This is a genomic window from Pseudomonas cremoris (assembly GCF_014230465.1).
In genome coordinates this window covers 77,009-103,342 of record NZ_JAAXCY010000006.1, presented here as the reverse complement: position 1 = coordinate 103,342, position 26,334 = coordinate 77,009, and the positions used below count along the sequence as shown (strand labels likewise).

Below are 26,334 nucleotides of genomic sequence, written 5' to 3'. Positions count from 1 at the left end.
CGCATCATAGCGCTATACGAACAGGTTATGCCTGCATGCAGGCCTCGGGCATGGTCATGGACCACACCCTGGACTGCGACCGTTACGCGGAACTTGCCAACGCCGGTTAGAATGCCCGCTTTGCGCACCACACACGAACAGGAGTGACCTGTGGAAAAGTTTAAAGGCGCCTTGCTGGTAGGCGCTCTTCGGTTGTTCGCCCTGCTGCCCTGGCGCGCTGTCCAGGCCGTTGGCACCGCGATTGGCTGGATCATGTGGAAAACTCCCAACCGCTCCCGCGACACGGTGCGGATCAATCTCTCCAAATGCTTCCCGGACATGGATCCCGCCGCCCGCGAGCGTTTGGTCGGCCAGAGCCTGATGGACATTGGCAAGTCCCTGACTGAAAGCGCCTGCGCGTGGATCTGGCCGGCCCAACGGTCGATTGACCTAGTGCGTGAAGTCGAAGGCCTGGAAGTGCTGCACGAAGCCTTGGCTTCGGGCAAAGGCGTGGTTGGGATCACCAGTCACCTGGGCAACTGGGAAGTGTTGAACCATTTCTATTGCAGCCAGTGCAAACCGATCATTTTCTACCGCCCGCCCAAGCTCAAGGCGGTGGATGAGCTGCTGCGCAAACAACGGGTGCAATTGGGTAACCGCGTGGCAGCGTCCACCAAGGAAGGCATCCTCAGTGTGATCAAGGAAGTGCGCAAAGGTGGCCAGGTGGGTATTCCTGCGGACCCGGAACCGGCCGAATCGGCTGGGATCTTCGTGCCTTTCTTTGCTACCCAGGCGCTGACCAGCAAGTTCGTGCCGAACATGCTCGCAGGCCACAAGGCCGTGGGCGTGTTTCTGCATGCGCTGCGATTGCCGGACGGTTCGGGCTACAAGGTGATCCTGGAAGCGGCGCCGGAAGACATGTACAGCACCGACACCGCCACGTCCTGTGCGGCGATGAGCAAGGTAGTGGAGCGGTATGTGGGGGCCTACCCGAGCCAGTACATGTGGAGCATGAAGCGCTTCAAGAAACGCCCGCCGGGTGAGGAGCGGTGGTATTGATTCACCACTGAATAAAGGTCGATGCAAAACCAATGTGGGAGCGGGCTTGCTCGCGAATACGGTATGTCAGATACACATTCAGTGACTGACACTCCGCATTCGCGAGCAAGCCCGCTCCCACATTGAGCTCCGTTTAGTTCAAACGATCGAGTTTCTTCAAGAACACCGCCATTTCTTTTTCGGCCTGTTTGTCGCCATGAGCCTGGGCCGCTTCAATGCCCTTCTCCCATGCCTGCCGCGCCGCAGCCACATCACCTGATCCCGCTTGCGCTTTGCCTAGCAGCTTCCACGCCGCCGAATACTTCGGATCGAACTCGACGCATTTCTGCAAATGCTCCGCCGCCTTGGCGTTGTCCTTCAAGTCCAGATACCCCTTGCCCAAGCCAAACCGCAGCAGCGAGTTATCCACACCCTTGGCGAGCATTTTTTCCAGGGATTCGAGCATGTCGGTCACTCCGTCAAATCAGAAAAAGCTCAGGCCCACGTGGAACAATTTCTCCACATCGCGGATGTGTTTTTTATCCACAAGGAACAGGATCACGTGGTCACCGGTGGTGATCACTGTGTCATCGTGGGCGATGATCACCTCTTCGTCACGGATGATCGCGCCAATGGTGGTGCCTGGCGGCAAGCCGATATCGCGGATGGCCTTGCCGATCACTTTGCTCGACTTTGCGTCGCCGTGGGCAATCGCCTCGATGGCTTCCGCCGCGCCACGGCGCAGGGAGTGCACGCTGACGATATCGCCGCGACGCACGTGGGCGAGCAAGGTGCCGATAGTCGCCAGCTGTGGGCTGATGGCAATGTCGATATCGCCGCCCTGGATCAGGTCGACATAGGCCGGGTTGTTGATGATGGTCATCACCTTCTTCGCCCCCAGCCGCTTGGCCAGCAGCGACGACATGATGTTGGCCTCGTCATCGTTGGTCAGTGCCAGGAAGATATCCGCGTCGGCGATGTTTTCTTCCAGCAGCAGGTTGCGGTCTGAGGCGCTGCCTTGCAGGACGACGGTGCTGTCGAGGGTGTCGGACAAATGTCGGCAGCGCGCCGGGTTCATCTCGATGATCTTCACCTGGTAGCGGCTTTCGATAGCTTCGGCCAAGCGCTCGCCGATCTGCCCACCGCCGGCGATGACGATGCGCTTGTAGGTCTCATCGAGGCGGCGCATTTCGCTCATGACTGCGCGAATATTCGCTTTCGCGGCGATGAAAAACACTTCGTCGTCGGCTTCGATCACCGTGTCGCCCTGCGGCAAAATCGGCCGGTCGCGTCGGAAAATCGCCGCTACGCGGGTTTCCACATTCGGCATGTGTTCACGCAGCTGGCGCAGTTGCTGGCCCACCAGCGGGCCGCCGTAGTAAGCCTTGACCGCCACCAGTTGCGCCTTGCCTTCGGCAAAGTCGATCACCTGCAAGGCTCCGGGAATTTCGATGAGGCGCTTGATGTAGTGGGTCACCACTTGTTCGGGGCTGATCAACACATCGACCGGAATCGCATCGTTGTCGAACAGGCCGGCACGGGTCAGGTAGGCCGCTTCACGCACACGGGCGATCTTGGTCGGGGTGTGGAACAGGGTGTGGGCGACCTGGCAGGCGACCATGTTGGTCTCGTCGCTGTTGGTCACTGCCACCAACATGTCGGCATCGTCGGCACCGGCCTGGCGCAGCACCGTCGGGAACGACGCGCGGCCTTGCACGGTGCGGATGTCCAGGCGGTCACCGAGGTCGCGCAGGCGTTCGCCGTCGGTGTCGACCACGGTGATGTCGTTGGCTTCGCTGGCCAAATGTTCGGCCAGCGTGCCACCCACCTGCCCTGCCCCAAGGATGATGATTTTCATCCGGTCACTCCCTTTAACCCGTTCAGCCGCGTGCGGCGGCGATCTTGATCAGTTTGGCGTAGTAGAAGCCATCGTGTCCGCCTTCCTGCGCGAGCAGTTGGCGGCCGTGTGGCTGCTTGATGCCAGCGGCGGTGGCAAGGTCCAGCTCCCGTGCGCCGCTGGTGCGGGCGAGGAAAGCCTCGATGACCTCGGTGTTTTCGGTGGGCAAGGTGGAGCAGGTGGCGTAGAGCAGGATGCCGCCGACTTCCAGGGTCGGCCACATCGCGTCGAGCAGCTCGCCTTGCAGCACGGCCAGGGCGGCGATGTCATCGGGTTGGCGGGTGAGCTTGATGTCCGGGTGACGACGGATCACACCGGTGGCGGAGCATGGCGCGTCCAGCAAGATGCGCTGGAAAGGCTTGCCGTCCCACCAAGTGGCAGTGTCGCGGCCATCGGCGGCAATCAGCTCGGCGCTCAAGCCAAGGCGTGCAAGGTTCTCGCGCACACGCACCAGGCGCTTGGCTTCCAGGTCGACGGCGACGACACCGGCCAAGTCTTTTTCGACTTCCAGAATGTGACACGTCTTACCGCCAGGGGCGCAGCAGGCGTCGAGCACGCGTTGGCCGGGCGCCAGGTCGAGCAGGTCGGCGGCGAGTTGCGCGGCTTCGTCCTGCACACTGATCCAGCCTTCGGCAAAGCCCGGCAGGCTGCGCACATCGGTAGCGGCTTCGAGCACAATGCCGTCGACGCTGTACACGCACGGCGTGGCGTTGATACCGGCATCGGTGAGCAGCTGCAGGTACGCGTCACGGCTGTGATGGCGACGGTTGACCCGCAGGATCATCGGCGGGTGCGCATTGTTGGCTGCGCAAATCGCCTCCCATTGCTCAGGCCAAAAGGCTTTCAGGGATTTCTGCAGCCAGCGTGGATGGGCAGTGCGCACCACCGGGTCATGCTCCAGCTCGGCCAGCAGTGCTTCGCTTTCGCGCTGGGCGCGGCGCAGTACGGCGTTGAGCAGGGCCTTGGCCCAGGGCTTTTTCAACTTGTCGGCGCAACCGACCGTCTCGCCGATGGCGGCGTGGGCCGGGACGCGGGTGTAGAGCAACTGATAGAGGCCGACCAACAGCAGTGCTTCTACGTCCGCGTCCGCTGCTTTGAAGGGTTTTTGCAGCAGCTTGGCCGCCAGGGCCGACAACCGCGGCTGCCAACGGGCGGTGCCGAAAGCCAGGTCCTGGGTGAAGCCGCGATCACGGTCTTCGACCTTATCCAGCTGCGTGGGCAGCGAACTGTTCAGCGAAGCCTTGCCGTTGAGGACGGCGGCGAGAGCCTTGGCGGCGGCCAGACGCGGGTTCATTGGGCAGCCACCCCAAGCAGGGTGCCCAAGGCAAATTTCTCACGACGGCTGTTGAACAAATCGCTGAAGTTCAGTGCCTTGCCGCCGGGTAATTGCAGACGGGTCAGACACAGCGCCTGTTCACCGCAAGCCACTAACAGGCCGTCCTTGCTGGCGCCGATGATCTCACCAGGGGCGCCTTTGCCGTCGGCCAGGGTGGCGGCCAACACTTTCAAGGCTTCGCCGTTGAGGATGCTGTGGCAGATTGGCCACGGGTTGAAGGCGCGCACCAGGCGCTCCAGTTCTACAGCTGGACGACTCCAATCAATGCGGGCTTCGTCTTTGTTCAGCTTATGGGCGTAGGTGGCCAAGCTGTCGTCCTGAACTTCGCCTTCCAGGGTGCCTGCAGCCAGGCCAGCGATGGCCTGGATCACGGCGGGTGGGCCCAGTTCGGCGAGGCGGTCATGCAGGCTGCCGCCGGTGTCTTGCGCGGTAATCGGGGTGGTGACTTTGAGCAGCATCGGACCGGTGTCCAAACCCGCCTCCATGCGCATTACGGTCACACCGCTTTCGCTGTCGCCGGCTTCCACGGCGCGCTGGATCGGCGCCGCACCGCGCCAGCGTGGCAGCAGCGAGGCATGGCTGTTGATGCAGCCCAGGCGTGGGATATCCAACACCACTTGGGGCAGGATCAAACCGTATGCCACGACCACCAGCAGGTCCGGTTTCAGCGCCGCCAGTTCGGCCTGGGCCTCGGCATTGCGCAGGGTCGGCGGCTGCAGCACCGGGATGTCGTGTTCCAGCGCCAGCTGTTTGACCGGGCTCGGCATCAGTTTTTGCCCGCGACCGGCCGGACGATCCGGCTGGGTGTACACCGCGACGATGTCATAAGGGCTGGAGAGCAGCGCCTTGAGGTGTTCGGCAGCAAATTCAGGAGTGCCGGCAAAAACAATGCGCAATGGCTCGGTCATGGGAGGTCTCGGTTAAAAGCAGTCACAAAAGAAAAAGGCTTGCCGCAGCAAGCCTTTGGAAGAAGGGCATCAAGCTTGCTGGCGATGCTTTTTTTCCAGCTTCTTCTTGATCCGGTCGCGCTTGAGCGTGGACAGGTAGTCGACAAACAGTTTGCCGTTGAGGTGGTCGCATTCATGCTGGATGCACACCGCCAACAGGCCTTCGGCAATCAGCTCAAACGGCTTGCCGTCACGGTCCAGGGCCTTGATCTTCACGCGCAGCGGGCGCTCGACGTTCTCGTAGAACTCCGGCACCGACAGGCAGCCTTCCTGGTATTCGCCCATCTCGTCGGTCAGCGGTTCGAACTCGGGGTTGATGTACACCATCGGTGCGCTGCGATCTTCCGACAGGTCCATGACCACGACGCGCTGATGCACGTTGACCTGGGTGGCGGCGAGGCCGATGCCCGGGGCTTCATACATTGTTTCAAACATGTCATCGACCAACTGACGAACCTTGTCGTCCACTACGGCCACCGGTTTGGCGATCGTGCGCAGGCGCGAGTCGGGGAATTCGAGGATGTTCAAAATAGCCATAAGCGTAATTGCTGCACATGTGAGGTAGAGGCAAATCGGCGGTGGGATGGACCCAGCCAGCCGGTGTGAAACGTCCGAAAGCCACGAAGGCTCCGGCATTTCACGCGAACGCACATAATAAAGGAGATTCACCCCATGAGGAAATCGCTACTCGTCTTGCTGCTGTGGGCCCCGTTCGCGCTGGCGCTCGTACCCCCGCCCGTCCAGCGCCTGGATCTGCCGACGCAACAGGCCATCCAACGGTTTTTACTGCATAACCGCATTCTTGATACCCCACAGGACCTGGACACCGCGCCGTACATTGTGGCGGCCGATGCGGGCCGGGTGCTCGGCGCCAATGGCGAGCGGGTACACGCTAGAGGCAGCCTGGACCCTTCCCAGCTAAGTTACGGAATATTCCGACGAGGCAAGGTCTACGCCGACCCCCAGACCCAGGAGTTGCTGGGGGTCAATGCCGACGACATCGGTACCGCGCGCTTCATCACGGCCGGCGACCTCTCCACCCTGGCTGTGCAACGGGTGACGCGGGAGGTTCGTCCCGGCGACCGTCTGCTCCGCGCTCAACCCCCCATTGATCTGGCGACCCTGCAGATCTCGCCGGCCACCGTCAGGGTTCAAGGGCACATCATCGATATCCCCAAGGGCGTTACCCAGATTGGCGTGCTGGACGCTGTGACGCTCAACAAAGGCCGACGCGACGGCCTGGTTGAAGGCCAACTGCTCACCGTGATCAAAACCGGTGCCACTGTGCGCGATGCCCTCGCCGGCGTCCCGGTGCAGCTTCCCGATGAGCGCGCTGGCACCCTGCTGGTGTTTCGTACCTATGAAAAGCTCAGCTACGGGCTGGTCCTCAGCGCCTCACGGTCACTGGCGGTGATGGACCGTTTCGAGACTGCCCATCAAACGCAATAAATAGCCTGCTAAATAAGTTACCAACAGAGTTATCCACAGCTTGTTCCGGTCAAGGATGATCAGATGTATCCGATAAACAGTCATGAAATATCCCCGTCAGAACTGGAAGCCCGACTACGCTTGCACAGGCTGCCGGAACTGGGTTCGAAGCGTTTTCGCTTGCTGATCGAAGCTTTCGGCTCTGCTTCAAAGGCCATCAGTGCTCCCGCGAATGCCTGGCGTTCCCTGGGGCTGCCCGCCATCAGTGCCGATGCGCGGCGCAGTCATGAAGTGCGCGAGGGTGCCAGTCGCGCATTGGCTTGGTTGGCGTGCCCGGCCCAGCATTTGCTGATGTGGGACCAACCTGAGTACCCCGCATTGCTTGCGCAGATCGACGATGCGCCGCCGTTGTTGTATGTCGCTGGTGACCCTTCGATCCTGGAAAAACCGCAGCTGGCGATGGTCGGTAGCCGCCGCGCTTCACGCCCTGGCATGGACACCGCCGCAGCATTTTCGCGAAGCCTGGCGAGCGCCGGTTTTGTCATCACCAGTGGCCTGGCATTGGGAATTGATGGTGCGGCGCACCAAGCTGCATTGGATGTTGGTGGCCATACAATCGGTGTATTCGGCACCGGCCTGGAAAATTTTTATCCACAGCGCCATCGGCGCCTGGCGGAGGCGATGATTGCCCAAGGCAGCGCGGTGGTTTCTGAGTTTCCATTGGACGCCCCGCCCCAGGCCGGCAACTTTCCACGGCGCAACCGGATCATCAGCGGGCTGTCTCTCGGCGTGCTGGTGGTGGAAGCCAGCATGGCCAGCGGTTCGCTGATTACCGCGAAGCTGGCAGCCGAGCAAGGGCGCGAGGTGTATGCGATCCCCGGCTCCATCCACCACCCCGGCGCCAAGGGTTGCCACCAGTTGATCCGCGAGGGCGCGACGTTGGTAGAGAGCATCGAGCACATCCTGGAAGGCTTGCGCGGCTGGCAAGCGCTGTCCCGACCGGCGCCGATACCGGTGATCCACCCACTGGTGGCGCTGCTGCACGCCGCACCCCACACCAGTGAAGGCTTGGCGATTGCCAGCGGACGGCCGTTGTCCCACGTGCTGGCGAACCTCACGGAGTTGGAGCTTGAAGGCCAGGTGATCTGCGAAAGCGGGCGCTGGGTTGCACGCGGCCAGCTTTTGTAACTGGGTTTTGTAAAGAACATCGGTAAACTGCGCAGAGCTTTAGTCTGGAGAGTGAGCAATGGTCAACAGGTGGCGTGTGCTGGAAACCGCACGGGAAATTCGTGCAGGCGCGGTGATTGCTTACCCAACCGAAGCAGTCTGGGGCCTGGGCTGCGACCCGTGGAATGAAGAAGCAGTGGACCGTTTGCTCGCCATCAAGAACCGGTCGGTGGACAAGGGGTTGATCCTGGTGGCGGACAACATTCGCCAGTTCGACTTTCTGTTCGAAGACTTCCCGCAAGACTGGATTGATCGCATGGCTAGCACCTGGCCTGGGCCGAATACCTGGCTGGTACCCCACCAGGACCTGCTGCCGGAATGGGTGACAGGCATGCATGACACGGTCGCGTTGCGGGTTACCGATCACCCATTGGTGCGGGATTTGTGCTCGCTGGTGGGGCCGTTGATTTCCACGTCAGCCAACCCTCAAGGCCGTCCGGCTGCGCGTACGCGGATTCGCGTGGAGCAGTATTTCCGGGGTCAGGTGGACCTGGTATTGGGTGGCGCCTTAGGTGGGCGCAAGAACCCGAGTTTGATTCGGGATTTGGTGACGGGTGAAGTGGTGCGGCCTTCCTGAGACCGTGGCGCGGCCTTCGCGAGCAAGCCCGCTCCCACATTTGACCGAGTTCCAACATGAGAACGCGGTCAAATGTGGGAGCGGGCTTGCTCGCGAAGAGGCCCTTAAAACCAGCGCAAACCTATCGCCTTACGGCAACAAAATGGTCGACCCAGTCGTCCGCCGCCCCGACAACTCTGTCTGCGCTTTCGCCGCATCCGCCAACGCATACCGCTGGTTGATATCAATGCGCACCTTGCCGCTCTTGATCATCGAGAACAGATCGTCCGCCATCGCCTGCAGGTTCTGCGGGTTGTTGGCGTAGGTCGCCAAGGTCGGCCGGGTCACGTACAGCGAGCCCTTGGCCGCCAGAATCCCCAGGTTCACCCCATCCACCGCGCCCGAGGCGTTACCGAAGCTCACCACCAGGCCCCGGGGTGCAACGCTATCGAGCGACGTCAGCCAGGTGTCTTTGCCCACACCGTCATACACCACCGGTACTTTTTTTCCGTCGGTCAATTCAAGCACACGCTGTGCGACATTTTCCTTGCTGTAGTCGATGGTTTCCCAGGCGCCGAGGGATTTGGCCAGGGCAGCCTTTTCCGGCGAACTCACGGTACCGATCAGCTTCACGCCCAGAGCTTTGGCCCATTGGCAGGCCAGGGAGCCCACGCCGCCGGCAGCGGCGTGGAACAGGATGGTTTCGCCGCCCTTCAACTCGTAGGTCTGGCGCAGCAGATACTGCACGGTCAGGCCCTTGAGCATCGCGCCTGCGGCTTGTTCGAAGCTGATCTCGTCCGGCAGGTGCACCAGGTTGGCGGCAGGCAGCACATGCAGTTGGCTGTAGGCCCCCAGCGGGCCGCTGCCGTAGGCAACACGATCGCCGACCTTGAACTGGGTAACTTCGCTGCCCACCGCATCGACCACGCCGGCACCTTCTGCGCCCAACCCTGAGGGCAGCGCAGGTGGCGCGTACAAACCACTGCGGAAATAAGTGTCGATGAAGTTCAGGCCGATGGCCTCGTTACGTACGCGAACCTGCTGTGGGCCAGGCTCCGCTGGCGTGTAGTCCACATACTGGAGCACTTCGGGGCCGCCATGGGCGCTGAACTGGATACGTTTGGCCATCTGCACTTCTCCTGGGTTCGAATTCGCGTAGCCGCCTATCGAACTCCTAAGCTTGATCTTCGTCAACTGCGGTGAAACGGGGTGCGGTGGTATCCTGTGCGCCCATTTGCCGCCGACGCCCAATGGCCTCGCGTAGCTTTGCCCGATTCAAGGTGATGCCATGACTACCCGCACCGAGGCTGTAAAGGCCTACCTGCTTGACCTGCAAGACCGCATTTGCAGCGCCCTGGAAACCTTCGAGACGGACACTCGCTTTATCGAAGACGCCTGGACCCGGCCTGCCGGCGGTGGCGGTCGCACCCGTGTGATTGCAGACGGTGCAGTGATCGAAAAAGGCGGCGTTAACTTTTCCCACGTGTTTGGCAGCGGTCTCCCACCCTCCGCCAGTGCCCATCGTCCGGAACTGGCAGGTCGTGGCTTTGAAGCCTTGGGCGTGTCGCTGGTGATCCACCCGCATAACCCTCACGTGCCGACGTCCCACGCCAACGTACGCTTTTTCATCGCCGAAAAAGAAGGCGAAGAGCCGGTGTGGTGGTTCGGTGGCGGCTTCGACCTCACGCCTTACTACGGCAACGAAGAAGACTGCATCCACTGGCACCGCGTGGCCGAGCAGGCCTGTGCGCCCTTCGGCGCGGATGTTTACTCGCGCTATAAAGCCTGGTGCGACACCTATTTCCACATCAAGCACCGCAACGAGCCGCGCGGCATCGGCGGCCTGTTCTTCGATGACTTGAACGAATGGGACTTCGACACCTGCTTCGCCTTCATCCGCGCCATCGGCGACGCCTACATCGACGCTTATTTACCGATCGTGCAACGCCGCAAAGCCATCGCCTACACCGAGCAACAGCGTGAATTCCAGGAATTTCGCCGTGGCCGCTACGTCGAATTCAACCTGGTCTACGACCGTGGCACCTTGTTCGGCCTGCAATCGGGCGGGCGCACCGAGTCGATCCTGATGTCGCTGCCCCCGCAAGTGCGCTGGAGCTATGACTGGAAAGCCGAGGCCGGCAGCGAAGAAGCGCGCCTCACCGACTACTTCCTGCAAGACCGCGACTGGCTGGGCGTTGCTGCGCCCAAGGCGGCTGTCTGATGGATCGTTATGTGGTGTTCGGCAACCCTATCGGCCACAGCAAATCGCCGTTGATTCACCGGATGTTCGCCGAACAGACCGGTGAACAGCTGGACTACAGCACCTTGCTCGCGCCACTGGAGGATTTCACCGGCTGTGCCCGTGAGTTTTTCCTGCAAGGCCGTGGCGCCAACGTCACTGTGCCGTTCAAGGAAGAGGCCTACCGTTTGGCCAACAGCCTCACCCAGCGCGCCGAACGCGCCGGTGCGGTGAATACCTTGAGCAAGCTGGCCGATGGCAGCCTGCTGGGCGATAACACCGACGGTGCCGGCCTGGTGCGTGACCTCACGGTCAACGCCGGGGTGAGCCTGCAAGGCAAGCGCATTCTGTTACTGGGTGCCGGCGGCGCGGTACGTGGCGCATTGGAGCCATTGCTGGCCGAGCGTCCCGCCTCGCTGATCATCGCCAATCGCACAGTGGAAAAAGCCGAACTGCTCGCCGAGCTGTTCGACGACCTGGGTCCTGTGTCGGCCAGTGGTTTTGATTGGTTGCGAGAGCCGGTGGACGTGATCATCAACGCCACGTCTGCCAGCCTGTCAGGCGATGTACCGCCGATTGCCGGCAGCCTGATCGAACCGGGCAAGACCTTTTGCTACGACATGATGTACGCCAAGGAGCCGACCGCGTTTTGCCGTTGGGCGACTGAGCAAGGCGCAGCGGTGGCGATGGACGGGTTGGGCATGCTGGTGGAGCAGGCGGCGGAAGCGTTTTTCCTGTGGCGCGGCGTGCGCCCGGAGTCGACGCCGGTATTGGCCGAATTACGCCGCCAGCTGAGCTAACACAAATCCAAATGTGGGAGCGGGCTTGCTCGCGAATGCGGTGGATCAGTCACCAGATTTATTGACTGATCCACCGCATTCGCGAGCAAGCCCGCTCCCACAGTTTTGACTGCATTCAGTCTTCGAAGTGGATGGGGCATTTTTCGGCCCCTTCCAGCTTTTTCAGTTCCTCCACGACTTGCGGCCTTGCCCGGCGTAACGTCAAGCTCCTGCCCAATCCCCGCAACCGCCGCGCCTCCTGGTGCAGCATCTCCACCCCGGAATAGTCGATAAAGTTGATCTGCTGCGCTTCGATCACCACCCGCTGGCCCTGCAAACTTTGCAACCGAACTTGCAGGTAATGGCTGGCACCAAAAAAGATCGAGCCGCCCACCCGCAACACATCTTCATCCCCGTCGCGCCATTGCTGGACGCGCGGCTGCGAGGTGCGTTTCAAATAGAAAAACAGCGACGCCAGCACCCCCGCATAAATCGCCGTTTGCAGCTCCAGCAGCAAGGTAGCGATGCAGGTCAGGCCCATCACCACAAACTCGGCGCGACTCACGCGGAACAACGCGCGAATACCGCGATGATCCACCAGCCCCCAGCAAATCAGCAGGATGCTCGCCGCCATGCTCGGGATTGGGATATGGGCGATCAACGCTGCGCCAAACAATGCAAACAGTGCCACCCACAACGCCGAAAACACCCCGGCCAAGGGTGAGCAGGCGCCCGCCTCATAGCTCAGACCGGAGCGGGTAAACGAACCGGCTGACAGGTACCCGGAGAAAAATCCGCCGACGATATTGGATAAACCCTGCGCACGAACTTCCTGATTGGCATCGAGTAATTGTTGCGAGCGGGCCGACAGCGAGCGCGCAATCGACAGGCTGGTCACCAGCCCCAGCATGCCCACCGCCACGGCGCTGGGCAGCAGGCGCAGAATCATGTCCAGGTCCATCGGCAGCGGGCTGAACGGCGGCAGTTTGCCAACAAACGAACTGACCAACGCCACATGCCCGAACATCGCCGGCCACAGCCACGCCACCAGGCTGCCCAGCGCCAAGGCGATCAGCAGCGTCGGCCAGCGTGGCACCCGGTATTTGAGCAATGCGCCCACCAGCAACGTGCCAAGCCCAAGGGCCAGCGAGGCGTGGTCCCATTCACCGCCATGATCCACCAGCGCCAGCAAACTTTTGATCGCTGTGGCCTGGCTCGGCAAATCCAGCCCCAGCAGGTTGGGCAATTGGCCCAGGGCGATAACGACGGCGGCACCGAGGGTGAAGCCGAGCACCACCGAATGGGAGACGAAATTCACCAGTGCGCCGAAGCGCAGCATGCCCAGCAACCACTGGAAAACCCCGGCGAGGAATGTGAGCAACAGGATCAGTGTGATGTAGTCCTGGGACCCCGGCACGGCCAGCGGGCTGACGCTGGCGTACAGCACGATGGAGATTGCCGCCGTGGGGCCGCAGATCAGGTGCCACGACGAACCCCACAGGCAAGCGATCAGCACCGGAATGATCGCGGCATACAACCCGTATTCCGGAGGGAGACCGGCGATCAGTGCGTAGGCAATTGACTGCGGCAATGCCAGCACCGCACCACTGAGGCCGACGATTGCATCCCGACCGACGCTGGCGCGGGTTTGGCGCGGGAGCCAGCTGAGGAAGGGGAAGAGTGTGTGGCGGTTGGGCCGGGGCATCGCAGACTCGGTTTGAAAGTTTGGCTCAGGGTATCAGCAGGTACGGGCTTCTGTGGGAGCTGGCTTGCCTGCGATAGCATCACCTGTGTGTACTTGAAGTACCGAGGTGTTTGCATCGCAGGCAAGCCAGCTCCCACAAGGGAGTGTTGTGAGGCGTTAGAGTTTGGCTTTTACCGCCGGCAACGCATCTTTGCCATCCACGGTCTTCACCCCGTCCAGCCACTTGTCCAACACCGCCGGATTGGCCTTGATCCACGCCTTTGCCGCATCCGCATTGCTGACCTTGTTATTGGCCACCTCGGCCATGATTGCGTTCTCCATCTCCTGGGTAAAGCTCAGGTTGGTCAGCAGTTTTCCGACATTCGGGCAGGCCTGTGCATAACCTTTGCGGGTCAAGGTATACACGCTGCCTGTGTCACCAAAATATTTCTCGCCACCTTTGAGGTAGTGCATTTTCAACTGCACGTTCATCGGGTGCGGGGTCCAGCCGAGGAAGGTCACGAATTTCTGCTTCTTAACGGCCCGTGACACTTCGGCGAGCATCGCTTGTTCGCTGGACTCCACCAGCTTCCACTGGCCGAGGTCGAAGTCGTTCTTCTTGATGATTTCCTGCAGCGAAATGTTCGCCGGTGCGCCGGAGCCGATGCCGTAGATCTTCTTGTCGAACTTGTCGGCGAATTTATTCAGGTCGGCAAAGTCATGCACCCCGGCGTCCCACACGTAGTCGGGCACGGCGAGGGTGAACTCGGTGCCGTCGAGGTTTTTCGCCAGTTGCACCACGTCGCCGTTGGCCACGAACTTGTCATAGAAGCCCTGTTGCGCCGGCATCCAGTTGCCGAGGAATACATCCACCTGGCCATCCTTGAGCCCGCCAAAGGTAATCGGCACCGCCAGCGTGTCGACCTTGGCCTTGTAACCCATGCCCGTCAGCAAGAAACCGGTGATGGCATTGGTAGCCGCGATATCGCTCCAGCCTGGATCGGCCATTTTCACCGTGTCACAACTGGTGTCTGCGTACACGTTGGCGCTGCCTAGCGCCAGCATTCCAAGTACCACGGTTAACTTTTGCATGGCCTTCCCTCAGTTTTATTGGTTTTGGCAGGGTTGTGGATAACGTGCCTTGCGCTCCAGGTCGTCGAGGTCGATATGGTTGCGCATGTATTGCTGACTGGCGTCCACCAGTGGCTGGTGATCCCAGCTCTTCAGCTTGCCGTGGGTCAGTGCTTCAAACACCAGGCGACGGCGGCGTTGGCTGGCGAGCACCTGTTGGTGGATCGCCGGGATGTCCCATTTGGCCCGCGCCTCGTTCAAAAACACCTCGAACAGTGGCCGGTGTTCCGGTGACTGGCTGAGGTTTTCCCGCTCGTGCGGGTCGTTGTGCACATCGAACAGTAGACAAGGGTCGTCTTCGCTGTAGATGAATTTGTAGGCGCCCCGCCGAATCATCATCAGCGGGCTGATGGTGCCTTCGGCCATGTATTCGCCGAATACTTCGTCATGCCCGCCCTGCCCTTGCAAGTGCGGGACCAGTGAACGGCCGTCCAGTGGCAGGCGTGGGTCCAGTTCGCCGCCGGCCAGTTCCACCAGGGTGGGCAGCAGGTCGGCGGTGGATACGGCTTGGCTGACGCGCCCTGCCGCAAATTGCCCCGGCGCACTGACCAGCAGCGGGACGCGGGCGGCCATTTCAAACCAGTGCATTTTGTACCAGAGGCCCCGTTCGCCAAGCATGTCGCCGTGGTCGCCGGAAAACACGATGATCGTGTCGTCGGCCAAGCCGGTGTCTTCCAGGGTTTGCAGCAGCTTGCCGACGTTGCTGTCGATGTAGCTGCACGCGCCGAAGTAGGCGCGGCGCGCATCGCGGATCTTGTTCAGCGGCAGCGGCTTGTCCCACAGGTCGTAGACCTTGAGCAGGCGCTGGGAATGCGGGTCGAGATCGCCTTGCGCTGGCGTTGTAGGCAAAGGGATGTCGGCGTCGTCGTACAGGTCCCAGAACGGCTTGGGAATGGTGTACGGGTCGTGAGGATGGGTCATCGACACGGTCAGGCAGAACGGCTGGTCGCCGTCTTCGCGAATATGGTCGAACAGATACTGCTGGGCCTTGAACACCACTTCTTCGTCGAAATCCAGCTGGTTGGTGCGCACGCACGGGCCGGCTTGCAGCACCGAGGACATGTTGTGATACCAGCTGGGGCGTACGTCCGGTTCATCCCAGTTCACCGCCCAGCCGTAGTCGGCGGGGTAGATATCACTCGTTAGGCGTTCTTCGTAGCCGTGCAGTTGGTCGGGGCCGCAGAAGTGCATCTTGCCTGACAGCGCGGTGCGGTAGCCGAGGCGACGTAGGTAGTGGGCATAAGTCGGCACGTCGGCGGGAAAGTCCGCCGCGTTGTCGTAGGCGCCGATCTTGCTCGGCAACTGCCCACTTACCAATGTGAAGCGTGATGGAGCGCAGAGCGGGCTGTTGCAATACGCGGCGTCGAACACCACGCCCTGTGCGGCGAGGCGGCTCAGATTGGGCAGCTTGATGGGCGAAGAACCGTAGAACGGAAGCAACGGTGCGGCCATTTGATCGGCCATGATGAAAAGAATGTTCTTGCGCTTCATGGGTTCTCGGCATTCCATAGGCGGTATTTATGCGAATGAGCATGCAGCCCATGGAAAATGGGGTAAAGCCCATGAAAAGCAATGTCTAGGATAAGCACAGCTTATGTATGAAGCCCTTGGTGATGTGTCCCTCGATTTGCTGCGCGCGTTTGAAGCAGCGGCACGTCATCGCAGCTTTACTGCGGCTGCGATTGAGCTGGGCACCACCCAGCCGGCCATCAGCCAGCAGATCAAGCGCCTGGAAGAGCAACTGGCGATCCGCCTGTTCGACCGCATCTACCGTGGCATCGAGCTGACCGACGCCGGTGCCCTGTTGTTCGAGCATGTGCAAAGCGGCTTGCAGGGCATCAACCACGGCCTGAGCCTCATTACCCAGCAGGACCAACACGAAGTGCTGCAAGTGGCCACCGACTTTGCCTTCGCCGCCTATTGGCTGATGCCGCGCCTGCACCGCTTCCACCAGGCCAACCCACAAGTGGACGTAAGCCTGGTGACCAGCGAACGCAACCACGCCACCTTGCGCAGCGATATCGACGTGGCGGTGCTGTTTGGCGACGGTCGTTTCAAGCAGGGCGACAGCCTGTGGCTGTTCAACGAAGAAGTGTTCCCGGTGTGCAGCCCGCAGTGGCTCAAGGACCAGGCCACGCCACTGACTGTACAAAATTTGCACGATTTCCCTTTGCTGCATTTGCGCCAGGAGAACAACAGCCAGTGGTTCGACTGGAGCGGGGTGTTCCGCGAACTGGGCATCAGCGCTGCGCCCACCCCTGGCCAACTGCGCTTTGACAACTACACCTTGCTGATCCAGGCAGCGATTGCTGGCCAGGGCGTAGCCATCGGCTGGCGTCACCTGGTGGATAACCTGTTGGAGCAGAACTGGCTGTGCCGGCCGGTCAGCGACACGGTGATCTCGCGTTTTGGCTATTACGTGGTGCAGCCCCAGCGCAAACGCCGGGGGCAGTTGGTGGAGCGGTTTGTCGATTGGCTAGTGGCCGAGCAGGCCAGCAGCGCGCAGTCATTGACCGGGCTGGCCCTGCCATCGATTGCGGTCTAGGATTTGGCGCACATTGGATCTGGAGTCCGTCATGCAACGTATCAAGGGCTACCACGCCCACATCTACTTCGACGCGAGCACTATCGAGCAGGCCCGTACCCTGTGCGAAGACGCCGCCAAACTCTTCCCCCTGCGCATGGGCCGCGTGCACGAACGGCCTGTAGGGCCGCACCCGGACTGGAGCTGCCAGCTGGCGTTCGATGCCGAGTACATCGGCGTGATACTGCCGTGGTTGGTGATCCATCGCGATGGACTCGTAGTGTTCCTGCACCCCAATACTGGCGATGACCTGAAGGATCACACCGACTATGCGGTCTGGATGGGAGCGATGCGCGAGCTGAATTTGTCAGCCTTTTCTTGAATGTCATCCCTAAATATGGGATTGATATTTATATATTGAGACTTTTGCGCCCGTAGGTTTATATTCGCTGCATCCGCTCAGAACTCAGGTGAAGCGATGCAGGCGCAATTGATCGCGCTCGATTGGGGGACCAGCTCCCTTCGTGCTTATAAACTCGGCCCCGCAGGCGTGGTGCTGGAACAGCGCTCGCTGGCTTCAGGGATCATGCACTTGCCCACTGAGCCTCGAGACATCGCCGGTGTGCGCTGCAGCAATGGCTTTGAGTTGGCCTTCGATGCGGCCTGCGGCGACTGGCTCGACGCGCAGCCAAGCCTGCCGGTGATTGCCTGCGGCATGGTCGGCAGCGCCCAGGGTTGGAGCGAGGCGGCCTATCGAACGGCCCCCGTTGATGTCGCCAGCCTCGGCCAGGCGCTGCACCCAGTGCGCAGCGTGCGGGGTGTGCAGGTGCATATCGTGCCCGGTGTGATCGAGCAGGCCGGTTTGCCCAATGTGATGCGCGGCGAAGAAACCCAGGTACTGGGCGTGCTGCAGGGGCTCGGCGCCCAGGTATTGATCGGCCTGCCCGGCAGCCATTCCAAATGGGTCGAAGTGGTCGATGGCTGCATCACGCACTTCGATACGTTCATGACCGGCGAGGTGTTTGCGGTGTTGAGCAAACACAGCATCCTCGGACGCACCCAGCAGCAATCCGACCTATTCCAGGCCGAAGCCTTTGACCGTGGCGTGCACGTGGCGCTGTCGAAGGATGGCCAGCGTGGTGTGCTGTCGACCCTGTTCAGCGCCCGAACCCTGGGACTTACCGCCGAGCTTTCGCCCGAGCAGCAGCCTGATTACCTCTCTGGCCTGCTGATTGGTCATGAACTCGCCGGCTTACCGGCGCGCGCGCGAAAGACCCCCATCATCCTGGTCGGAGCCGTCCCTCTCTGCACGCGCTACCAACGTGCCCTCGCCCTCTGCGGTTTTGCCCACGTCAGCCTGGCGCAAGAAGCCACCGAGCGCGGCCTGTGGCAATTGGCGGTGGCGGCCGGGCTCACTCAACCTGTATTGGAGGCCTGACATGCTCAAGCAAGCACTCGCACAAAACGGCCTGATCGCCATCTTGCGCGGCATTCGCCCGGAAGAAGCCCAAGCCGTCGGCCAGGTGCTGTATCAGGCGGGGTTCCGCGTGATCGAAGTCCCGCTGAATTCGCCGGACCCCTACACCAGCATCCGCACCCTGCGTGACAGCCTGCCCGCCGATTGCCTGATCGGTGCCGGCACGGTGTTGACGCCTGAGCAGGTCGGCCAGGTGAAGGCTGCCGGGGGCCAAGTGATTGTCATGCCCCACAGCGATGCCAACGTGTTGCGCGCTGCCAAAGCGGCCGGTCTGTTCCTGTCGCCAGGTGTGGCCACGCCCACCGAAGCTTTTGCCGCACTGGCTGAAGGCGCCGACGTATTGAAGCTATTCCCCGCTGAGCAAATGGGCCCAGCGGTGATCAAGGCGTGGCTGGCAGTACTGCCCGCAGGCACCTTGCTGCTGCCGGTGGGCGGCATTACCCCGGACAACATGCAGGTGTTCATCGACGCCGGCGCCAAAGGGTTCGGGTTGGGTTCCGGGTTGTTCAAACCGGGTATGACAGTGGATCAGGTAGCGAGCCGCGCCCAGGCTTACGTCGCCGCCTGGAAAGCCCTGAGCTGACTTAACGTCTTGCGCCCACAGGCGCCGCATCTATAAGAGAGATAACAGATGAAAATCACCAAACTGACGACCTTTATCGTCCCGCCGCGCTGGTGCTTCCTGAAAGTCGAAACCGACCAGGGCGTGACCGGCTGGGGGGAGCCCGTGGTCGAAGGCCGTGCCCATACGGTGGCGGCTGCTGTCGAAGAACTGTCCGACTATTTGATCGGCAAGGACCCACGCAACATCGAAGACATCTGGACCGTGCTCTATCGCGGCGGCTTTTACCGGGGCGGCGCCGTGCACATGAGCGCCCTCGCCGGCATCGACCAGGCGTTGTGGGACATCAAGGGTAAGGCCCTCGGCGTGTCGGTCAGCGATCTGCTCGGCGGCCAGGTGCGTGACAAGATCCGCGTGTATTCGTGGATCGGTGGCGACCGCCCCGCCGACACCGCCCGCGCCGCCAAAGAGGCCGTGGCCCGTGGTTTCACCGCCGTAAAAATGAACGGCACCGAAGAGTTGCAGTTCGTCGACAGCTTCGAAAAAGTCGACCTGGCGCTGGCCAACGTGGCTGCCGTGCGTGACGCGGTGGGCCCCAATGTCGGTATCGGCGTCGACTTCCATGGCCGGGTGCACAAGCCTATGGCCAAGGTGCTGATGAAGGAGTTGGACCCGTACAAACTGATGTTTATCGAAGAGCCAGTGCTCAGCGAAAACTACGAAGCGCTCAAGGAACTGGCGCCGTTGACCAGCACGCCGATTGCCTTGGGCGAGCGCCTGTTTTCGCGCTGGGACTTCAAGCGTGTGCTCAGCGAAGGTTATGTCGACATCATCCAGCCGGACGCTTCCCATGCCGGCGGCATCACCGAAACCCGCAAGATCGCCAACATGGCCGAAGCCTACGACGTAGCCTTGGCCCTGCACTGCCCGCTGGGCCCGATTGCCCTGGCGGCGTGCCTGCAACTGGACGCGGTTTGCTACAACGCGTTTATCCAGGAGCAAAGCCTGGGCATTCACTACAACGAGAGCAACGACCTGCTCGACTATGTGAAAGACCCGGGCGTGTTCGACTATGACCAGGGCTTTGTGAAGATCCCCAATGGGCCGGGCCTGGGCATCGAGATCAATGAGGAATACGTGATCGAGCGCGCAGCCATCGGCCACCGCTGGCGCAACCCGATCTGGCGACATGCCGACGGCAGCTTTGCCGAGTGGTGATTCTTTCCTGAGGGGATGCGATTAAAAATGTGGGAGCGGGCTTGCTCGCGAATGCGGTACTTCAGTCACTGATGTGTTGAATGACACACCGCTTTCGCGAGCAAGCCCGCTCCCACAGTTTGATCCGGTTCCGTCAGTAAGGCCTGTCCTCAATAAACATAAGAAGAGGCAACCCCCCATGCATCCTGAATCCTTCACCGGGCAGGCTTCTTTAGTCACGCCTACCAGAAAGCGTTTTTTCATCATGGTGCTGCTGTTTATCACCGTGGTGATCAACTACCTCGACCGCAGCAACCTGTCGATCGCCGCCCCGGCCCTGACCAGCGAATTGGGCATTGACCCGGTGCATGTCGGGCTGATCTTCTCTGCCTTCGGTTGGACCTACGCCGCCATGCAGATCCCCGGCGGCTGGCTGGTGGACCGCGTGCCGCCGCGCATTCTCTACACCGCTGCCCTGCTGTTGTGGTCCATCGCCACAGTGATGCTGGGCTTCGCCGCCAGCTTTATCGCCCTTTTCGTGCTGCGCATGGCAGTGGGCGCGCTGGAAGCTCCGGCCTATCCCATCAACAGCCGCGTGGTCACCACCTGGTTTCCCGAGCGTGAGCGCGCCACGGCGATTGGTTTCTATACCTCTGGGCAGTTTGTCGGGCTGGCGTTCCTGACGCCGGTGCTGGCGTGGCTGCAGCATGCGTTCGGTTGGCACATGGTGTTTGTGGTGACCGGTGGCGTGGGCATCCTGTGGGCGGCGATCTGGTACGCGGTGTACCGCGAGCCGAAGGATTTCAAAGGCGCCAACGCGGCAGAAATCGAGCTGATCCGTGAAGGCGGCGGTTTGGTGGATATGCAGGAAAAGGCCGCCAAGGCGCCGTTCAGCTGGGTCGACTTAGGAATAGTGCTGAGCAAGCGCAAGCTCTGGGGCATCTACCTGGGGCAGTTCTGCCTGAACTCCACGCTGTGGTTTTTCCTGACGTGGTTCCCGACCTATTTGGTGAAATATCGCGGCATGGACTTCATCAAGTCCGGCCTGCTGGCGTCGCTTCCGTTCCTGGCGGCGTTTGTCGGCGTGTTGTGTTCGGGGATCTTTTCCGACTGGTTGATCCGTCGCGGCGCGTCGGTGGGGTTTGCGCGCAAGTTGCCGATCATTGGCGGGTTGCTGATTTCCACGGCGATCATCGGCGCCAACTACGTGGACTCGACGGCGTGGGTGATTGCGTTTCTGGCGGTGGCGTTCTTTGGCAATGGCTTGGCGTCGATCACCTGGTCGCTCGTTTCAACCTTGGCGCCTGCGCGGTTGCTGGGACTGACGGGAGGCGTTTTCAACTTCATCGGCAACTTGTCGGCGATTGCCACACCGATCGTGATTGGCTTTCTGGCGAGCGGTGATTCGTTTGCGCCAGCGATTACTTACATCGCGGTGCTGGCGCTGCTTGGGGCGCTTTCCTACGTATTGTTGGTAGGGAAAGTCGAACGTATTGAACTGTAGTGAGCGGGCTTGTCCCGCGCTGGGGGGCGAAGCCGCCCTAATAAGGCCGCTGCGTAGTATCAGGTATAACGCGGAGGCTGATTTTAGGGCGGCTTCGCCCCCCAGCGCGGGACAAGCCCGCTCACTACAGGTCAGTTGAGCACGCCGTCGAGGATCTCGTAGACGATGCCCGTGCCCACGGCGATCAACACCACGTCCGGCCCGGAACGGCGCCATTCGTAACCTGGGTATTGCGGCAGGCGCGACAGGGCGCGGTTATCCAGGCGCTCGCCATAGTAGCCGTGTGGCAACGGCTGGCCACGCACCAGGCGCACATTCGGCGGTGGCGGTGCGCCACGGGAGAACTGGCCGTGGTTGTCATGGATGATCTGCCGCACCGGACCAAAGTCCTGGGGCGGGCCGCCGCGGCGGTTGTCCTGCGGGCCTCGATGGTCGTCGCCCCGCTGCTGCTCGTGCTGGCCTTGCGGGCCACCACGGTCAGGGCCGCCCTGATCATAAGGGGCAGCTTGCACCAGGGCGCTGGCGCCCAGGACCAGCACGCCAATACTGGCAATCACGGTTTTAGGCATTTTCATCGGGGAGTTCCTCAACTGCACAAACAACAAAAAGGGATTTCGAACGAGGTTCGAAATCCCTTGGTCTTGTCAGTTTAGGTACTGAATCGGCAGGATGATTCCTCTGTATCAGGAACTTTACCTACCGCTACACGGCGTTTACTTACGGGCGCCGCGGACACCTTCCGACAACGCTGCGCAAAGGCCCAGTACGCCATCAATGGCTTGCTGATCATTTTTCGCATTGGCGATGTGATCGATCAATGCCGAACCCACCACTACACCGTCTGCCAGGCGTGCGATGGCGGCCGCTTGTTCCGGAGTGCGGATACCAAAACCGATGCTGATTGGCAGGTCGGTATGGCGACGCAGGCGTGCCACGGCTTCTTCGACGTGTTCCAGGGTAGCGGCACCGGCACCGGTTACACCGGCGACCGACACGTAGTACACAAAGCCGGAACTGCCGTTGAGCACAGTCGGCAGACGCGCATCGTCGGTGGTCGGCGTGGTCAGGCGGATAAAGTCGATGCCAGCGGCCTGGGCCGGGTCGCACAGTTCGCCGTTATGCTCTGGCGGCATGTCGACCACGATCAGGCCGTCGACACCGGCTTCCTTGGCGTCGGCGATGAACTTCGGCACGCCATATTTATGGATCGGGTTGAAGTAGCCCATTAGCACCAGCGGCGTGTCGTGGTTGTCCTTGCGGAACTCACGAACCATTTGCAGGGTTTTCAGCAGGTTCTGCTTGGCTTCCAACGCGCGAATGTTGGCCAGTTGGATCGCCGGGCCGTCGGCCATCGGATCGGTGAAGGGCATGCCCAATTCGATCACGTCGGCGCCTGCGGCAGGCAAGCCCTTGAGAATCGCCAGCGAGGTGTCATAGCCCGGGTCGCCGGCAGTGACGAAGGTCACCAGGGCGGCACGGTTTTGTTCTTTGAGTTGGGCGAAGCGGGTTTGCAGGCGGCTCATTTAGTGTTTCTCCTGCTGAGAGGTTTCCATGTGGTGCATGACGGTCTGCATGTCTTTGTCGCCACGGCCAGAAAGGTTAACCACCATCAGGTGATCTTTCGGCAGGCTCGGTGCGCGTTTGAACACTTCGGCCAGGGCGTGGGCGCTTTCCAGTGCAGGAATAATCCCTTCCAGGCGGCAGCATTTGTGGAACGCGTCGAGGGCTTCGTCGTCGGTCACCGAGGTGTACTGGACGCGGCCGATGTCATGCAACCAGGCGTGTTCCGGGCCGATGCCGGGGTAGTCCAGGCCGGCGGAAATCGAGTGGGCGTCGATGATCTGGCCATCGTCGTCCTGCAGCAGGAAGGTGCGGTTGCCGTGCAGTACGCCGGGTACGCCACCGTTGAGGCTGGCGGCGTGTTTGCCGGTCTCGATGCCGTGGCCGGCCGCTTCAACGCCGATGATTTCAACGCTTTTGTCATCGAGGAACGGGTGGAACAGGCCCATGGCGTTTGAGCCACCGCCGATGCACGCCACCAGGCTGTCCGGCAGACGACCTTCCTGGGCTTGCAACTGGTCGCGGGTTTCCTTGCCGATCACGGCCTGGAAGTCACGCACCATGGCAGGGTAAGGGTGTGGACCGGCCACGGTGCCGATCAGGTAGAAGGTGCTGTCGACGTTGGTGACCCAGTCACGCAGGGCTTCGTTCATCGCGTCTTTCAGGGTGCCGGTGCCAGCGACCACCGGGATTACTTCGGCTCCCAGCAATTTCATGCGGAACACGTTGGCTTGCTGGCGCTCGATGTCGGTGGTGCCCATGTAGATCACACATTGCAGGCCAAAGCGCGCCGCTACGGTGGCCGTAGCCACACCGTGCATGCCGGCGCCGGTCTCGGCGATGATGCGTTTTTTGCCCATGCGCCGTGCCAGCAGGATCTGGCCGATGCAGTTGTTGATCTTGTGCGCGCCGGTGTGGTTCAGCTCTTCACGCTTGAGGTAGATCTTGGCGCCGCCGCAGAACTCGGTCAGGCGCTCGGCGAAGTACAGCGGGCTTGGACGGCCCACGTAGTCGCGCTGGAAGTAGGCCAATTCTTCTTTGAACGCAGGATCTTCCTTGGCCACTTCGTATTCGCGGGCCAGGTCGAGGATCAACGGCATCAGGGTTTCAGCGACGTAACGGCCGCCGAACGCGCCAAACAGGCCGTTGGCGTCTGGGCCGTTGCGTAGATCGGTCTGGGACTGAGTCATGGGACGCTCCAGGAAGGAATAGGGGTGAGAAACAATGAGGGCCACTCTACCCCTGACGGTCTACGCTGAAAACCGATAAGATCGCCGAAACCTGTCAGGAAAACTCACAGATGAGCCGAGACCTCCCTCCCCTCAATGCCCTGCGTGCATTTGAGGCTACTGCCCGTTTGAACAGCGTGAGTCAGGCGGCTGAACAACTGCACGTGACTCACGGTGCGGTGAGTCGGCAGTTGAAGGTGCTGGAGGAGCATTTGGGTATCAGCTTGTTCGTCAAGGATGGGCGCGGCCTTAAACTCACAGATGCAGGTGCCCGACTGCGCGATGCCAGCACCGATGCGTTTGAGCGGTTAAGGGACGTGTGTGCCGAACTGACCCAGGCCAGCGCCGATGCGCCGTTCGTACTCGGGTGCTCGGGCAGCTTGCTGGCGCGCTGGTTGATCCCACGTTTGGGTCGCTTGAATGCCGACCTGCCGGACCTGCGCCTGCACCTGTCGGCGGGTGACGGCGACCTTGACCCGAGACGGCCTGGTCTCGACGCCCTGCTGGTGTTCGCCGAGCCGCCATGGCCGGCGGATATGCAGGTGTACGAACTGGCCAGCGAACGAATAGGCCCGGTGATGAGCCCGCGTTTCGCCGGTTACGAGCGGCTGCGCCAGGCGCCGGCCCAGGCCTTGTGCGGTGAAGCGTTGTTGCACACCACCTCACGTCCGCAGGCCTGGCCTAGTTGGGCGCAGCAACACGGCATCGAGCCCGACGCGTTGAAACACGGCCAGGGGTTTGAGCATTTGTATTATTTACTGGAAGCAGCGGTGGCAGGTTTGGGCGTGGCGATTGCGCCTGAACCGTTGGTGGCAGAAGACCTGCGTGCAGGTCGCCTGGTGGCGCCATGGGGTTTCAGCGAAACCCCGGCGCACCTGGCGTTGTGGCTACCCAAGCGCGCCGCGGACGGGCGCGCTCAGCAGCTGGCGCAGTGGCTCAAGGCAGAGCTTTTGCGCGAGCCGGTTTAGTCACCGCGCTTGCACAGCAGGTAAGCGGCCAACAGGCCGAGCGCGCCTACGGCAACACCGGCTGTAGTCCATGGGTGTTCTTGTGCGTAGTCCCGGGTTGCAACACCGGTTTCGCGGATTTTGACTTTGCTTTCTTCGTAGGCATCGCTGATCAAGTGGCGGGAATGCTTGAGGGCATTCTCGGCATTGCTTTTCAGGGCCTTCAAGGTTTTGCGCGACTCGTCAGACGCATCGTCCTTGAGGCTTTCCAGAGATTTGAGCAGGCTCGAAATCTCGGCTTCCATGCTTTCCAGTGACGCTTTGCGTAAAGAAGTGTTGGCCATGTGGACTCTCCTGAAGTGATTGAGTGGCGTGTGTAGATACCGACTACGGCCGTTTCAGAAAGTGCAGTAAATCTGAACTTTCACGTAGGAACTGCCGCCAGAAGCAGTACGAACATTGACTGCTACGCTTGCTTAACGACCCTTAGGAGAACTGCCATGAGTGATCATCACACCTACAAGAAAGTCGAACTGGTTGGCTCTTCGACCTCCAGCATCGAAGACGCCATCAACAATGCCCTGGCCGAAGCCCACAAGAGCATCAAGCACCTGGAGTGGTTTGAGGTAGTCGATACCCGTGGCCACATCAAGGACGGCAAGGCCGCGCATTTCCAAGTCACCCTCAAAGTGGGATTCCGAATTGCCAGTAGTTGATCGCACCGGTTGAACTTTGCCGACTGGCCGATTGCCATAACCTGCGCTACAAACAATGGGTGCCGACGCGATAGGCGTCGGCACGCTCTTTTCGATCAGCGCAAGGAACGTAACGGATGAAGAAGCTCCTGTTAGCGGTAGGTTTGTTGAGCATCGCGGGCACAGCCCTGGCGGCGGGCAAGCCTTGTGAAGAGCTGAAAAGCGAGATTGCAGCGAAAATCGACGCCAAGGGCGCCACGCATTATTCGCTGGAAGTGGTGGATAAGGGCGCTGCAGCTGAAGGTTACAAAGTAGTCGGTAGCTGCGAGGCCGGTACCAAGGAAATTGCTTACAAGCGCGGTTAATCCCGTGTTGCAGACATAAAAAACCGACTCAGG

The 26,334-nt window shown here is 61.1% G+C and carries 28 protein-coding genes and 1 pseudogene; 16 read left to right on the top strand and 13 right to left on the bottom strand.

What is annotated here, in order from left to right; translation table 11 throughout:
* Window positions 1-26 precede the first annotated feature (26 nt).
* Window positions 27-110: pseudogene (locus HF257_RS16500) on the top strand (DNA-3-methyladenine glycosylase I); the annotation flags it as partial.
* A gap of 40 nt (window positions 111-150) precedes the next feature.
* A complete protein-coding gene (locus HF257_RS16495) occupies window positions 151-1,038 on the top strand; it encodes a lysophospholipid acyltransferase (protein WP_071490897.1) in 888 nt (295 codons plus the stop codon).
* Window positions 1,039-1,171: 133 nt separating this feature from the next.
* Here the strand turns inward: HF257_RS16495 and HF257_RS16490 are convergent, their stop codons facing one another.
* The 5 genes from HF257_RS16490 to def all read right to left on the bottom strand — a co-directional run bounded on the left by HF257_RS16490 (window position 1,172) and on the right by def (window position 5,734).
* The gene (locus HF257_RS16490; protein ID WP_185709625.1) at window positions 1,172-1,483 is read right to left on the bottom strand and encodes a tetratricopeptide repeat protein; all 312 of its coding nucleotides are present in this window, start codon (window positions 1,481-1,483) and stop codon (window positions 1,172-1,174) included.
* Window positions 1,484-1,501: 18 nt separating this feature from the next.
* A complete protein-coding gene (gene trkA, locus HF257_RS16485) occupies window positions 1,502-2,875 on the bottom strand; it encodes a Trk system potassium transporter TrkA (RefSeq protein WP_185709626.1) in 1,374 nt (457 codons plus the stop codon).
* A gap of 22 nt (window positions 2,876-2,897) precedes the next feature.
* On the bottom strand, window positions 2,898-4,208 hold the full coding sequence (gene rsmB / locus HF257_RS16480; protein WP_185709627.1) for a 16S rRNA (cytosine(967)-C(5))-methyltransferase RsmB: 1,311 nt from the start codon (window positions 4,206-4,208) through the stop codon (window positions 2,898-2,900).
* On the bottom strand, window positions 4,205-5,158 hold the full coding sequence (gene fmt / locus HF257_RS16475) for a methionyl-tRNA formyltransferase (protein WP_185709628.1): 954 nt from the start codon (window positions 5,156-5,158) through the stop codon (window positions 4,205-4,207). Before fmt ends, rsmB begins: the two co-directional genes overlap by 4 nt.
* A gap of 69 nt (window positions 5,159-5,227) precedes the next feature.
* On the bottom strand, window positions 5,228-5,734 hold the full coding sequence (gene def / locus HF257_RS16470) for a peptide deformylase (protein ID WP_185709629.1): 507 nt from the start codon (window positions 5,732-5,734) through the stop codon (window positions 5,228-5,230).
* Window positions 5,735-5,869: 135 nt separating this feature from the next.
* On the opposite strand from def, the gene HF257_RS16465 reads away from it, so the two are divergent.
* The 3 genes from HF257_RS16465 (at window position 5,870) to HF257_RS16455 (ending at window position 8,429) form a co-directional block, all read left to right on the top strand.
* Window positions 5,870-6,646 carry a peptidoglycan-binding protein gene (locus HF257_RS16465; protein ID WP_185709630.1) on the top strand — a complete coding sequence of 259 codons (777 nt, stop codon included), beginning with the start codon at window positions 5,870-5,872 and terminating at the stop codon, window positions 6,644-6,646.
* Window positions 6,647-6,709: 63 nt separating this feature from the next.
* On the top strand, window positions 6,710-7,813 hold the full coding sequence (gene dprA / locus HF257_RS16460; RefSeq protein WP_185709631.1) for a DNA-processing protein DprA: 1,104 nt from the start codon (window positions 6,710-6,712) through the stop codon (window positions 7,811-7,813).
* A gap of 58 nt (window positions 7,814-7,871) precedes the next feature.
* On the top strand, window positions 7,872-8,429 hold the full coding sequence (locus tag HF257_RS16455) for an L-threonylcarbamoyladenylate synthase (protein WP_177075815.1): 558 nt from the start codon (window positions 7,872-7,874) through the stop codon (window positions 8,427-8,429).
* A 129-nt stretch (window positions 8,430-8,558) separates the two neighbouring features.
* On the opposite strand, the gene HF257_RS16450 is transcribed toward HF257_RS16455, so the two are convergent.
* Window positions 8,559-9,536, bottom strand: coding sequence for an NADPH:quinone reductase (locus HF257_RS16450; protein ID WP_185709632.1), 978 nt, complete (start codon window positions 9,534-9,536; stop codon window positions 8,559-8,561).
* Between the two features lie 160 nt (window positions 9,537-9,696).
* On the opposite strand from HF257_RS16450, the gene hemF reads away from it, so the two are divergent.
* Both hemF and aroE read left to right on the top strand, forming a co-directional pair.
* Window positions 9,697-10,629: an oxygen-dependent coproporphyrinogen oxidase gene (gene hemF / locus HF257_RS16445; RefSeq protein WP_185709633.1), complete on the top strand. Its 933-nt coding sequence runs from the start codon at window positions 9,697-9,699 to the stop codon at window positions 10,627-10,629.
* The gene (gene aroE / locus HF257_RS16440) at window positions 10,629-11,447 is read left to right on the top strand and encodes a shikimate dehydrogenase (protein WP_185709634.1); all 819 of its coding nucleotides are present in this window, start codon (window positions 10,629-10,631) and stop codon (window positions 11,445-11,447) included. The genes hemF and aroE overlap by 1 nt, the downstream gene beginning before the upstream one ends.
* 115 nt (window positions 11,448-11,562) lie before the next feature.
* On the opposite strand, the gene HF257_RS16435 is transcribed toward aroE, so the two are convergent.
* From HF257_RS16435 to betC, 3 genes are all read right to left on the bottom strand, one after another.
* Window positions 11,563-13,131 carry a SulP family inorganic anion transporter gene (locus HF257_RS16435; RefSeq protein ID WP_185709635.1) on the bottom strand — a complete coding sequence of 523 codons (1,569 nt, stop codon included), beginning with the start codon at window positions 13,129-13,131 and terminating at the stop codon, window positions 11,563-11,565.
* Between the two features lie 156 nt (window positions 13,132-13,287).
* Window positions 13,288-14,202 carry a choline ABC transporter substrate-binding protein gene (choX, locus tag HF257_RS16430; RefSeq protein WP_185709636.1) on the bottom strand — a complete coding sequence of 305 codons (915 nt, stop codon included), beginning with the start codon at window positions 14,200-14,202 and terminating at the stop codon, window positions 13,288-13,290.
* A gap of 15 nt (window positions 14,203-14,217) precedes the next feature.
* The gene (gene betC, locus HF257_RS16425) at window positions 14,218-15,732 is read right to left on the bottom strand and encodes a choline-sulfatase (RefSeq protein ID WP_185709637.1); all 1,515 of its coding nucleotides are present in this window, start codon (window positions 15,730-15,732) and stop codon (window positions 14,218-14,220) included.
* 103 nt (window positions 15,733-15,835) lie between these two features.
* Here betC and HF257_RS16420 point away from each other — a divergent pair, with 103 nt between their 5' ends.
* The 6 genes from HF257_RS16420 to HF257_RS16395 all read left to right on the top strand — a co-directional run bounded on the left by HF257_RS16420 (window position 15,836) and on the right by HF257_RS16395 (window position 21,505).
* Entirely contained in the window at window positions 15,836-16,786 is a 951-nt protein-coding gene (locus HF257_RS16420) for a choline sulfate utilization transcriptional regulator (RefSeq protein ID WP_185709638.1), read from the top strand.
* A gap of 31 nt (window positions 16,787-16,817) precedes the next feature.
* Window positions 16,818-17,147 carry a DOPA 4,5-dioxygenase family protein gene (locus HF257_RS16415; RefSeq protein ID WP_185709639.1) on the top strand — a complete coding sequence of 110 codons (330 nt, stop codon included), beginning with the start codon at window positions 16,818-16,820 and terminating at the stop codon, window positions 17,145-17,147.
* Between the two features lie 96 nt (window positions 17,148-17,243).
* Complete coding sequence (locus tag HF257_RS16410) at window positions 17,244-18,203, top strand: 2-dehydro-3-deoxygalactonokinase (RefSeq protein ID WP_185709640.1); 960 nt, start codon at window positions 17,244-17,246, stop codon at window positions 18,201-18,203.
* A 1-nt stretch (window position 18,204) separates the two neighbouring features.
* Window positions 18,205-18,825 carry a 2-dehydro-3-deoxy-6-phosphogalactonate aldolase gene (locus tag HF257_RS16405; RefSeq protein ID WP_185709641.1) on the top strand — a complete coding sequence of 207 codons (621 nt, stop codon included), beginning with the start codon at window positions 18,205-18,207 and terminating at the stop codon, window positions 18,823-18,825.
* Window positions 18,826-18,873: 48 nt separating this feature from the next.
* Window positions 18,874-20,022: a galactonate dehydratase gene (gene dgoD / locus HF257_RS16400; RefSeq protein WP_017734735.1), complete on the top strand. Its 1,149-nt coding sequence runs from the start codon at window positions 18,874-18,876 to the stop codon at window positions 20,020-20,022.
* Between the two features lie 178 nt (window positions 20,023-20,200).
* A complete protein-coding gene (locus HF257_RS16395) occupies window positions 20,201-21,505 on the top strand; it encodes an MFS transporter (protein ID WP_135309523.1) in 1,305 nt (434 codons plus the stop codon).
* A gap of 131 nt (window positions 21,506-21,636) precedes the next feature.
* Here the strand turns inward: HF257_RS16395 and HF257_RS16390 are convergent, their stop codons facing one another.
* The 3 genes from HF257_RS16390 to trpB all read right to left on the bottom strand — a co-directional run bounded on the left by HF257_RS16390 (window position 21,637) and on the right by trpB (window position 24,255).
* Entirely contained in the window at window positions 21,637-22,080 is a 444-nt protein-coding gene (locus HF257_RS16390) for an anti-virulence regulator CigR family protein (protein ID WP_185709642.1), read from the bottom strand.
* Between the two features lie 138 nt (window positions 22,081-22,218).
* Complete coding sequence (gene trpA / locus HF257_RS16385; RefSeq protein ID WP_185709643.1) at window positions 22,219-23,028, bottom strand: tryptophan synthase subunit alpha; 810 nt, start codon at window positions 23,026-23,028, stop codon at window positions 22,219-22,221.
* Window positions 23,029-24,255 carry a tryptophan synthase subunit beta gene (gene trpB, locus HF257_RS16380; RefSeq protein WP_185709644.1) on the bottom strand — a complete coding sequence of 409 codons (1,227 nt, stop codon included), beginning with the start codon at window positions 24,253-24,255 and terminating at the stop codon, window positions 23,029-23,031.
* 110 nt (window positions 24,256-24,365) lie between these two features.
* Here trpB and HF257_RS16375 point away from each other — a divergent pair, with 110 nt between their 5' ends.
* Entirely contained in the window at window positions 24,366-25,262 is an 897-nt protein-coding gene (locus HF257_RS16375; RefSeq protein ID WP_185709645.1) for a LysR family transcriptional regulator, read from the top strand.
* Here the strand turns inward: HF257_RS16375 and HF257_RS16370 are convergent.
* A complete protein-coding gene (locus HF257_RS16370) occupies window positions 25,259-25,585 on the bottom strand; it encodes a DUF883 family protein (protein ID WP_003170746.1) in 327 nt (108 codons plus the stop codon). The two genes, HF257_RS16375 and HF257_RS16370, sit on opposite strands and share 4 nt — an antisense overlap.
* A 156-nt stretch (window positions 25,586-25,741) precedes the next feature.
* Here HF257_RS16370 and HF257_RS16365 point away from each other — a divergent pair, with 156 nt between their 5' ends.
* Together HF257_RS16365 and HF257_RS16360 are read left to right on the top strand one after the other, a co-directional pair.
* Window positions 25,742-25,957 (top strand): dodecin, encoded by a 216-nt coding sequence (locus tag HF257_RS16365; RefSeq protein ID WP_185709646.1) that lies wholly within the window; start codon window positions 25,742-25,744, stop codon window positions 25,955-25,957.
* A 116-nt stretch (window positions 25,958-26,073) separates the two neighbouring features.
* The gene (locus HF257_RS16360; protein WP_185709647.1) at window positions 26,074-26,301 is read left to right on the top strand and encodes a DUF1161 domain-containing protein; all 228 of its coding nucleotides are present in this window, start codon (window positions 26,074-26,076) and stop codon (window positions 26,299-26,301) included.
* Window positions 26,302-26,334: the final 33 nt, after the last annotated feature.

What these genes read in the sequence shown, in the direction of transcription:
- HF257_RS16360 (WP_185709647.1), top strand. Translation starts at nt 26,074, where the DNA reads ATGAAGAAGCTCCTGTTAGCGGTAGGTTTGTTGAGCATCGCGGGCACA.
- HF257_RS16465 (WP_185709630.1), top strand. Translation starts at nt 5,870, where the DNA reads ATGAGGAAATCGCTACTCGTCTTGCTGCTGTGGGCCCCGTTCGCGCTG.
- HF257_RS16375 (WP_185709645.1), top strand. Translation starts at nt 24,366, where the DNA reads ATGAGCCGAGACCTCCCTCCCCTCAATGCCCTGCGTGCATTTGAGGCT.
- HF257_RS16410 (WP_185709640.1), top strand. Translation starts at nt 17,244, where the DNA reads ATGCAGGCGCAATTGATCGCGCTCGATTGGGGGACCAGCTCCCTTCGT.
- dgoD (WP_017734735.1), top strand. Translation starts at nt 18,874, where the DNA reads ATGAAAATCACCAAACTGACGACCTTTATCGTCCCGCCGCGCTGGTGC.
- HF257_RS16415 (WP_185709639.1), top strand. Translation starts at nt 16,818, where the DNA reads ATGCAACGTATCAAGGGCTACCACGCCCACATCTACTTCGACGCGAGC.
- aroE (WP_185709634.1), top strand. Translation starts at nt 10,629, where the DNA reads ATGGATCGTTATGTGGTGTTCGGCAACCCTATCGGCCACAGCAAATCG.
- HF257_RS16365 (WP_185709646.1), top strand. Translation starts at nt 25,742, where the DNA reads ATGAGTGATCATCACACCTACAAGAAAGTCGAACTGGTTGGCTCTTCG.
- HF257_RS16420 (WP_185709638.1), top strand. Translation starts at nt 15,836, where the DNA reads ATGTATGAAGCCCTTGGTGATGTGTCCCTCGATTTGCTGCGCGCGTTT.
- choX (WP_185709636.1), bottom strand. Translation starts at nt 14,202, where the DNA reads ATGCAAAAGTTAACCGTGGTACTTGGAATGCTGGCGCTAGGCAGCGCC.
- HF257_RS16435 (WP_185709635.1), bottom strand. Translation starts at nt 13,131, where the DNA reads ATGCCCCGGCCCAACCGCCACACACTCTTCCCCTTCCTCAGCTGGCTC.
- fmt (WP_185709628.1), bottom strand. Translation starts at nt 5,158, where the DNA reads ATGACCGAGCCATTGCGCATTGTTTTTGCCGGCACTCCTGAATTTGCT.
- HF257_RS16455 (WP_177075815.1), top strand. Translation starts at nt 7,872, where the DNA reads ATGGTCAACAGGTGGCGTGTGCTGGAAACCGCACGGGAAATTCGTGCA.
- trpA (WP_185709643.1), bottom strand. Translation starts at nt 23,028, where the DNA reads ATGAGCCGCCTGCAAACCCGCTTCGCCCAACTCAAAGAACAAAACCGT.
- HF257_RS16390 (WP_185709642.1), bottom strand. Translation starts at nt 22,080, where the DNA reads ATGAAAATGCCTAAAACCGTGATTGCCAGTATTGGCGTGCTGGTCCTG.
- trpB (WP_185709644.1), bottom strand. Translation starts at nt 24,255, where the DNA reads ATGACTCAGTCCCAGACCGATCTACGCAACGGCCCAGACGCCAACGGC.
- trkA (WP_185709626.1), bottom strand. Translation starts at nt 2,875, where the DNA reads ATGAAAATCATCATCCTTGGGGCAGGGCAGGTGGGTGGCACGCTGGCC.
- def (WP_185709629.1), bottom strand. Translation starts at nt 5,734, where the DNA reads ATGGCTATTTTGAACATCCTCGAATTCCCCGACTCGCGCCTGCGCACG.
- dprA (WP_185709631.1), top strand. Translation starts at nt 6,710, where the DNA reads ATGTATCCGATAAACAGTCATGAAATATCCCCGTCAGAACTGGAAGCC.
- HF257_RS16450 (WP_185709632.1), bottom strand. Translation starts at nt 9,536, where the DNA reads ATGGCCAAACGTATCCAGTTCAGCGCCCATGGCGGCCCCGAAGTGCTC.
- HF257_RS16490 (WP_185709625.1), bottom strand. Translation starts at nt 1,483, where the DNA reads ATGCTCGAATCCCTGGAAAAAATGCTCGCCAAGGGTGTGGATAACTCG.
- betC (WP_185709637.1), bottom strand. Translation starts at nt 15,732, where the DNA reads ATGAAGCGCAAGAACATTCTTTTCATCATGGCCGATCAAATGGCCGCA.
- HF257_RS16405 (WP_185709641.1), top strand. Translation starts at nt 18,205, where the DNA reads ATGCTCAAGCAAGCACTCGCACAAAACGGCCTGATCGCCATCTTGCGC.
- hemF (WP_185709633.1), top strand. Translation starts at nt 9,697, where the DNA reads ATGACTACCCGCACCGAGGCTGTAAAGGCCTACCTGCTTGACCTGCAA.
- rsmB (WP_185709627.1), bottom strand. Translation starts at nt 4,208, where the DNA reads ATGAACCCGCGTCTGGCCGCCGCCAAGGCTCTCGCCGCCGTCCTCAAC.
- HF257_RS16370 (WP_003170746.1), bottom strand. Translation starts at nt 25,585, where the DNA reads ATGGCCAACACTTCTTTACGCAAAGCGTCACTGGAAAGCATGGAAGCC.
- HF257_RS16395 (WP_135309523.1), top strand. Translation starts at nt 20,201, where the DNA reads ATGCATCCTGAATCCTTCACCGGGCAGGCTTCTTTAGTCACGCCTACC.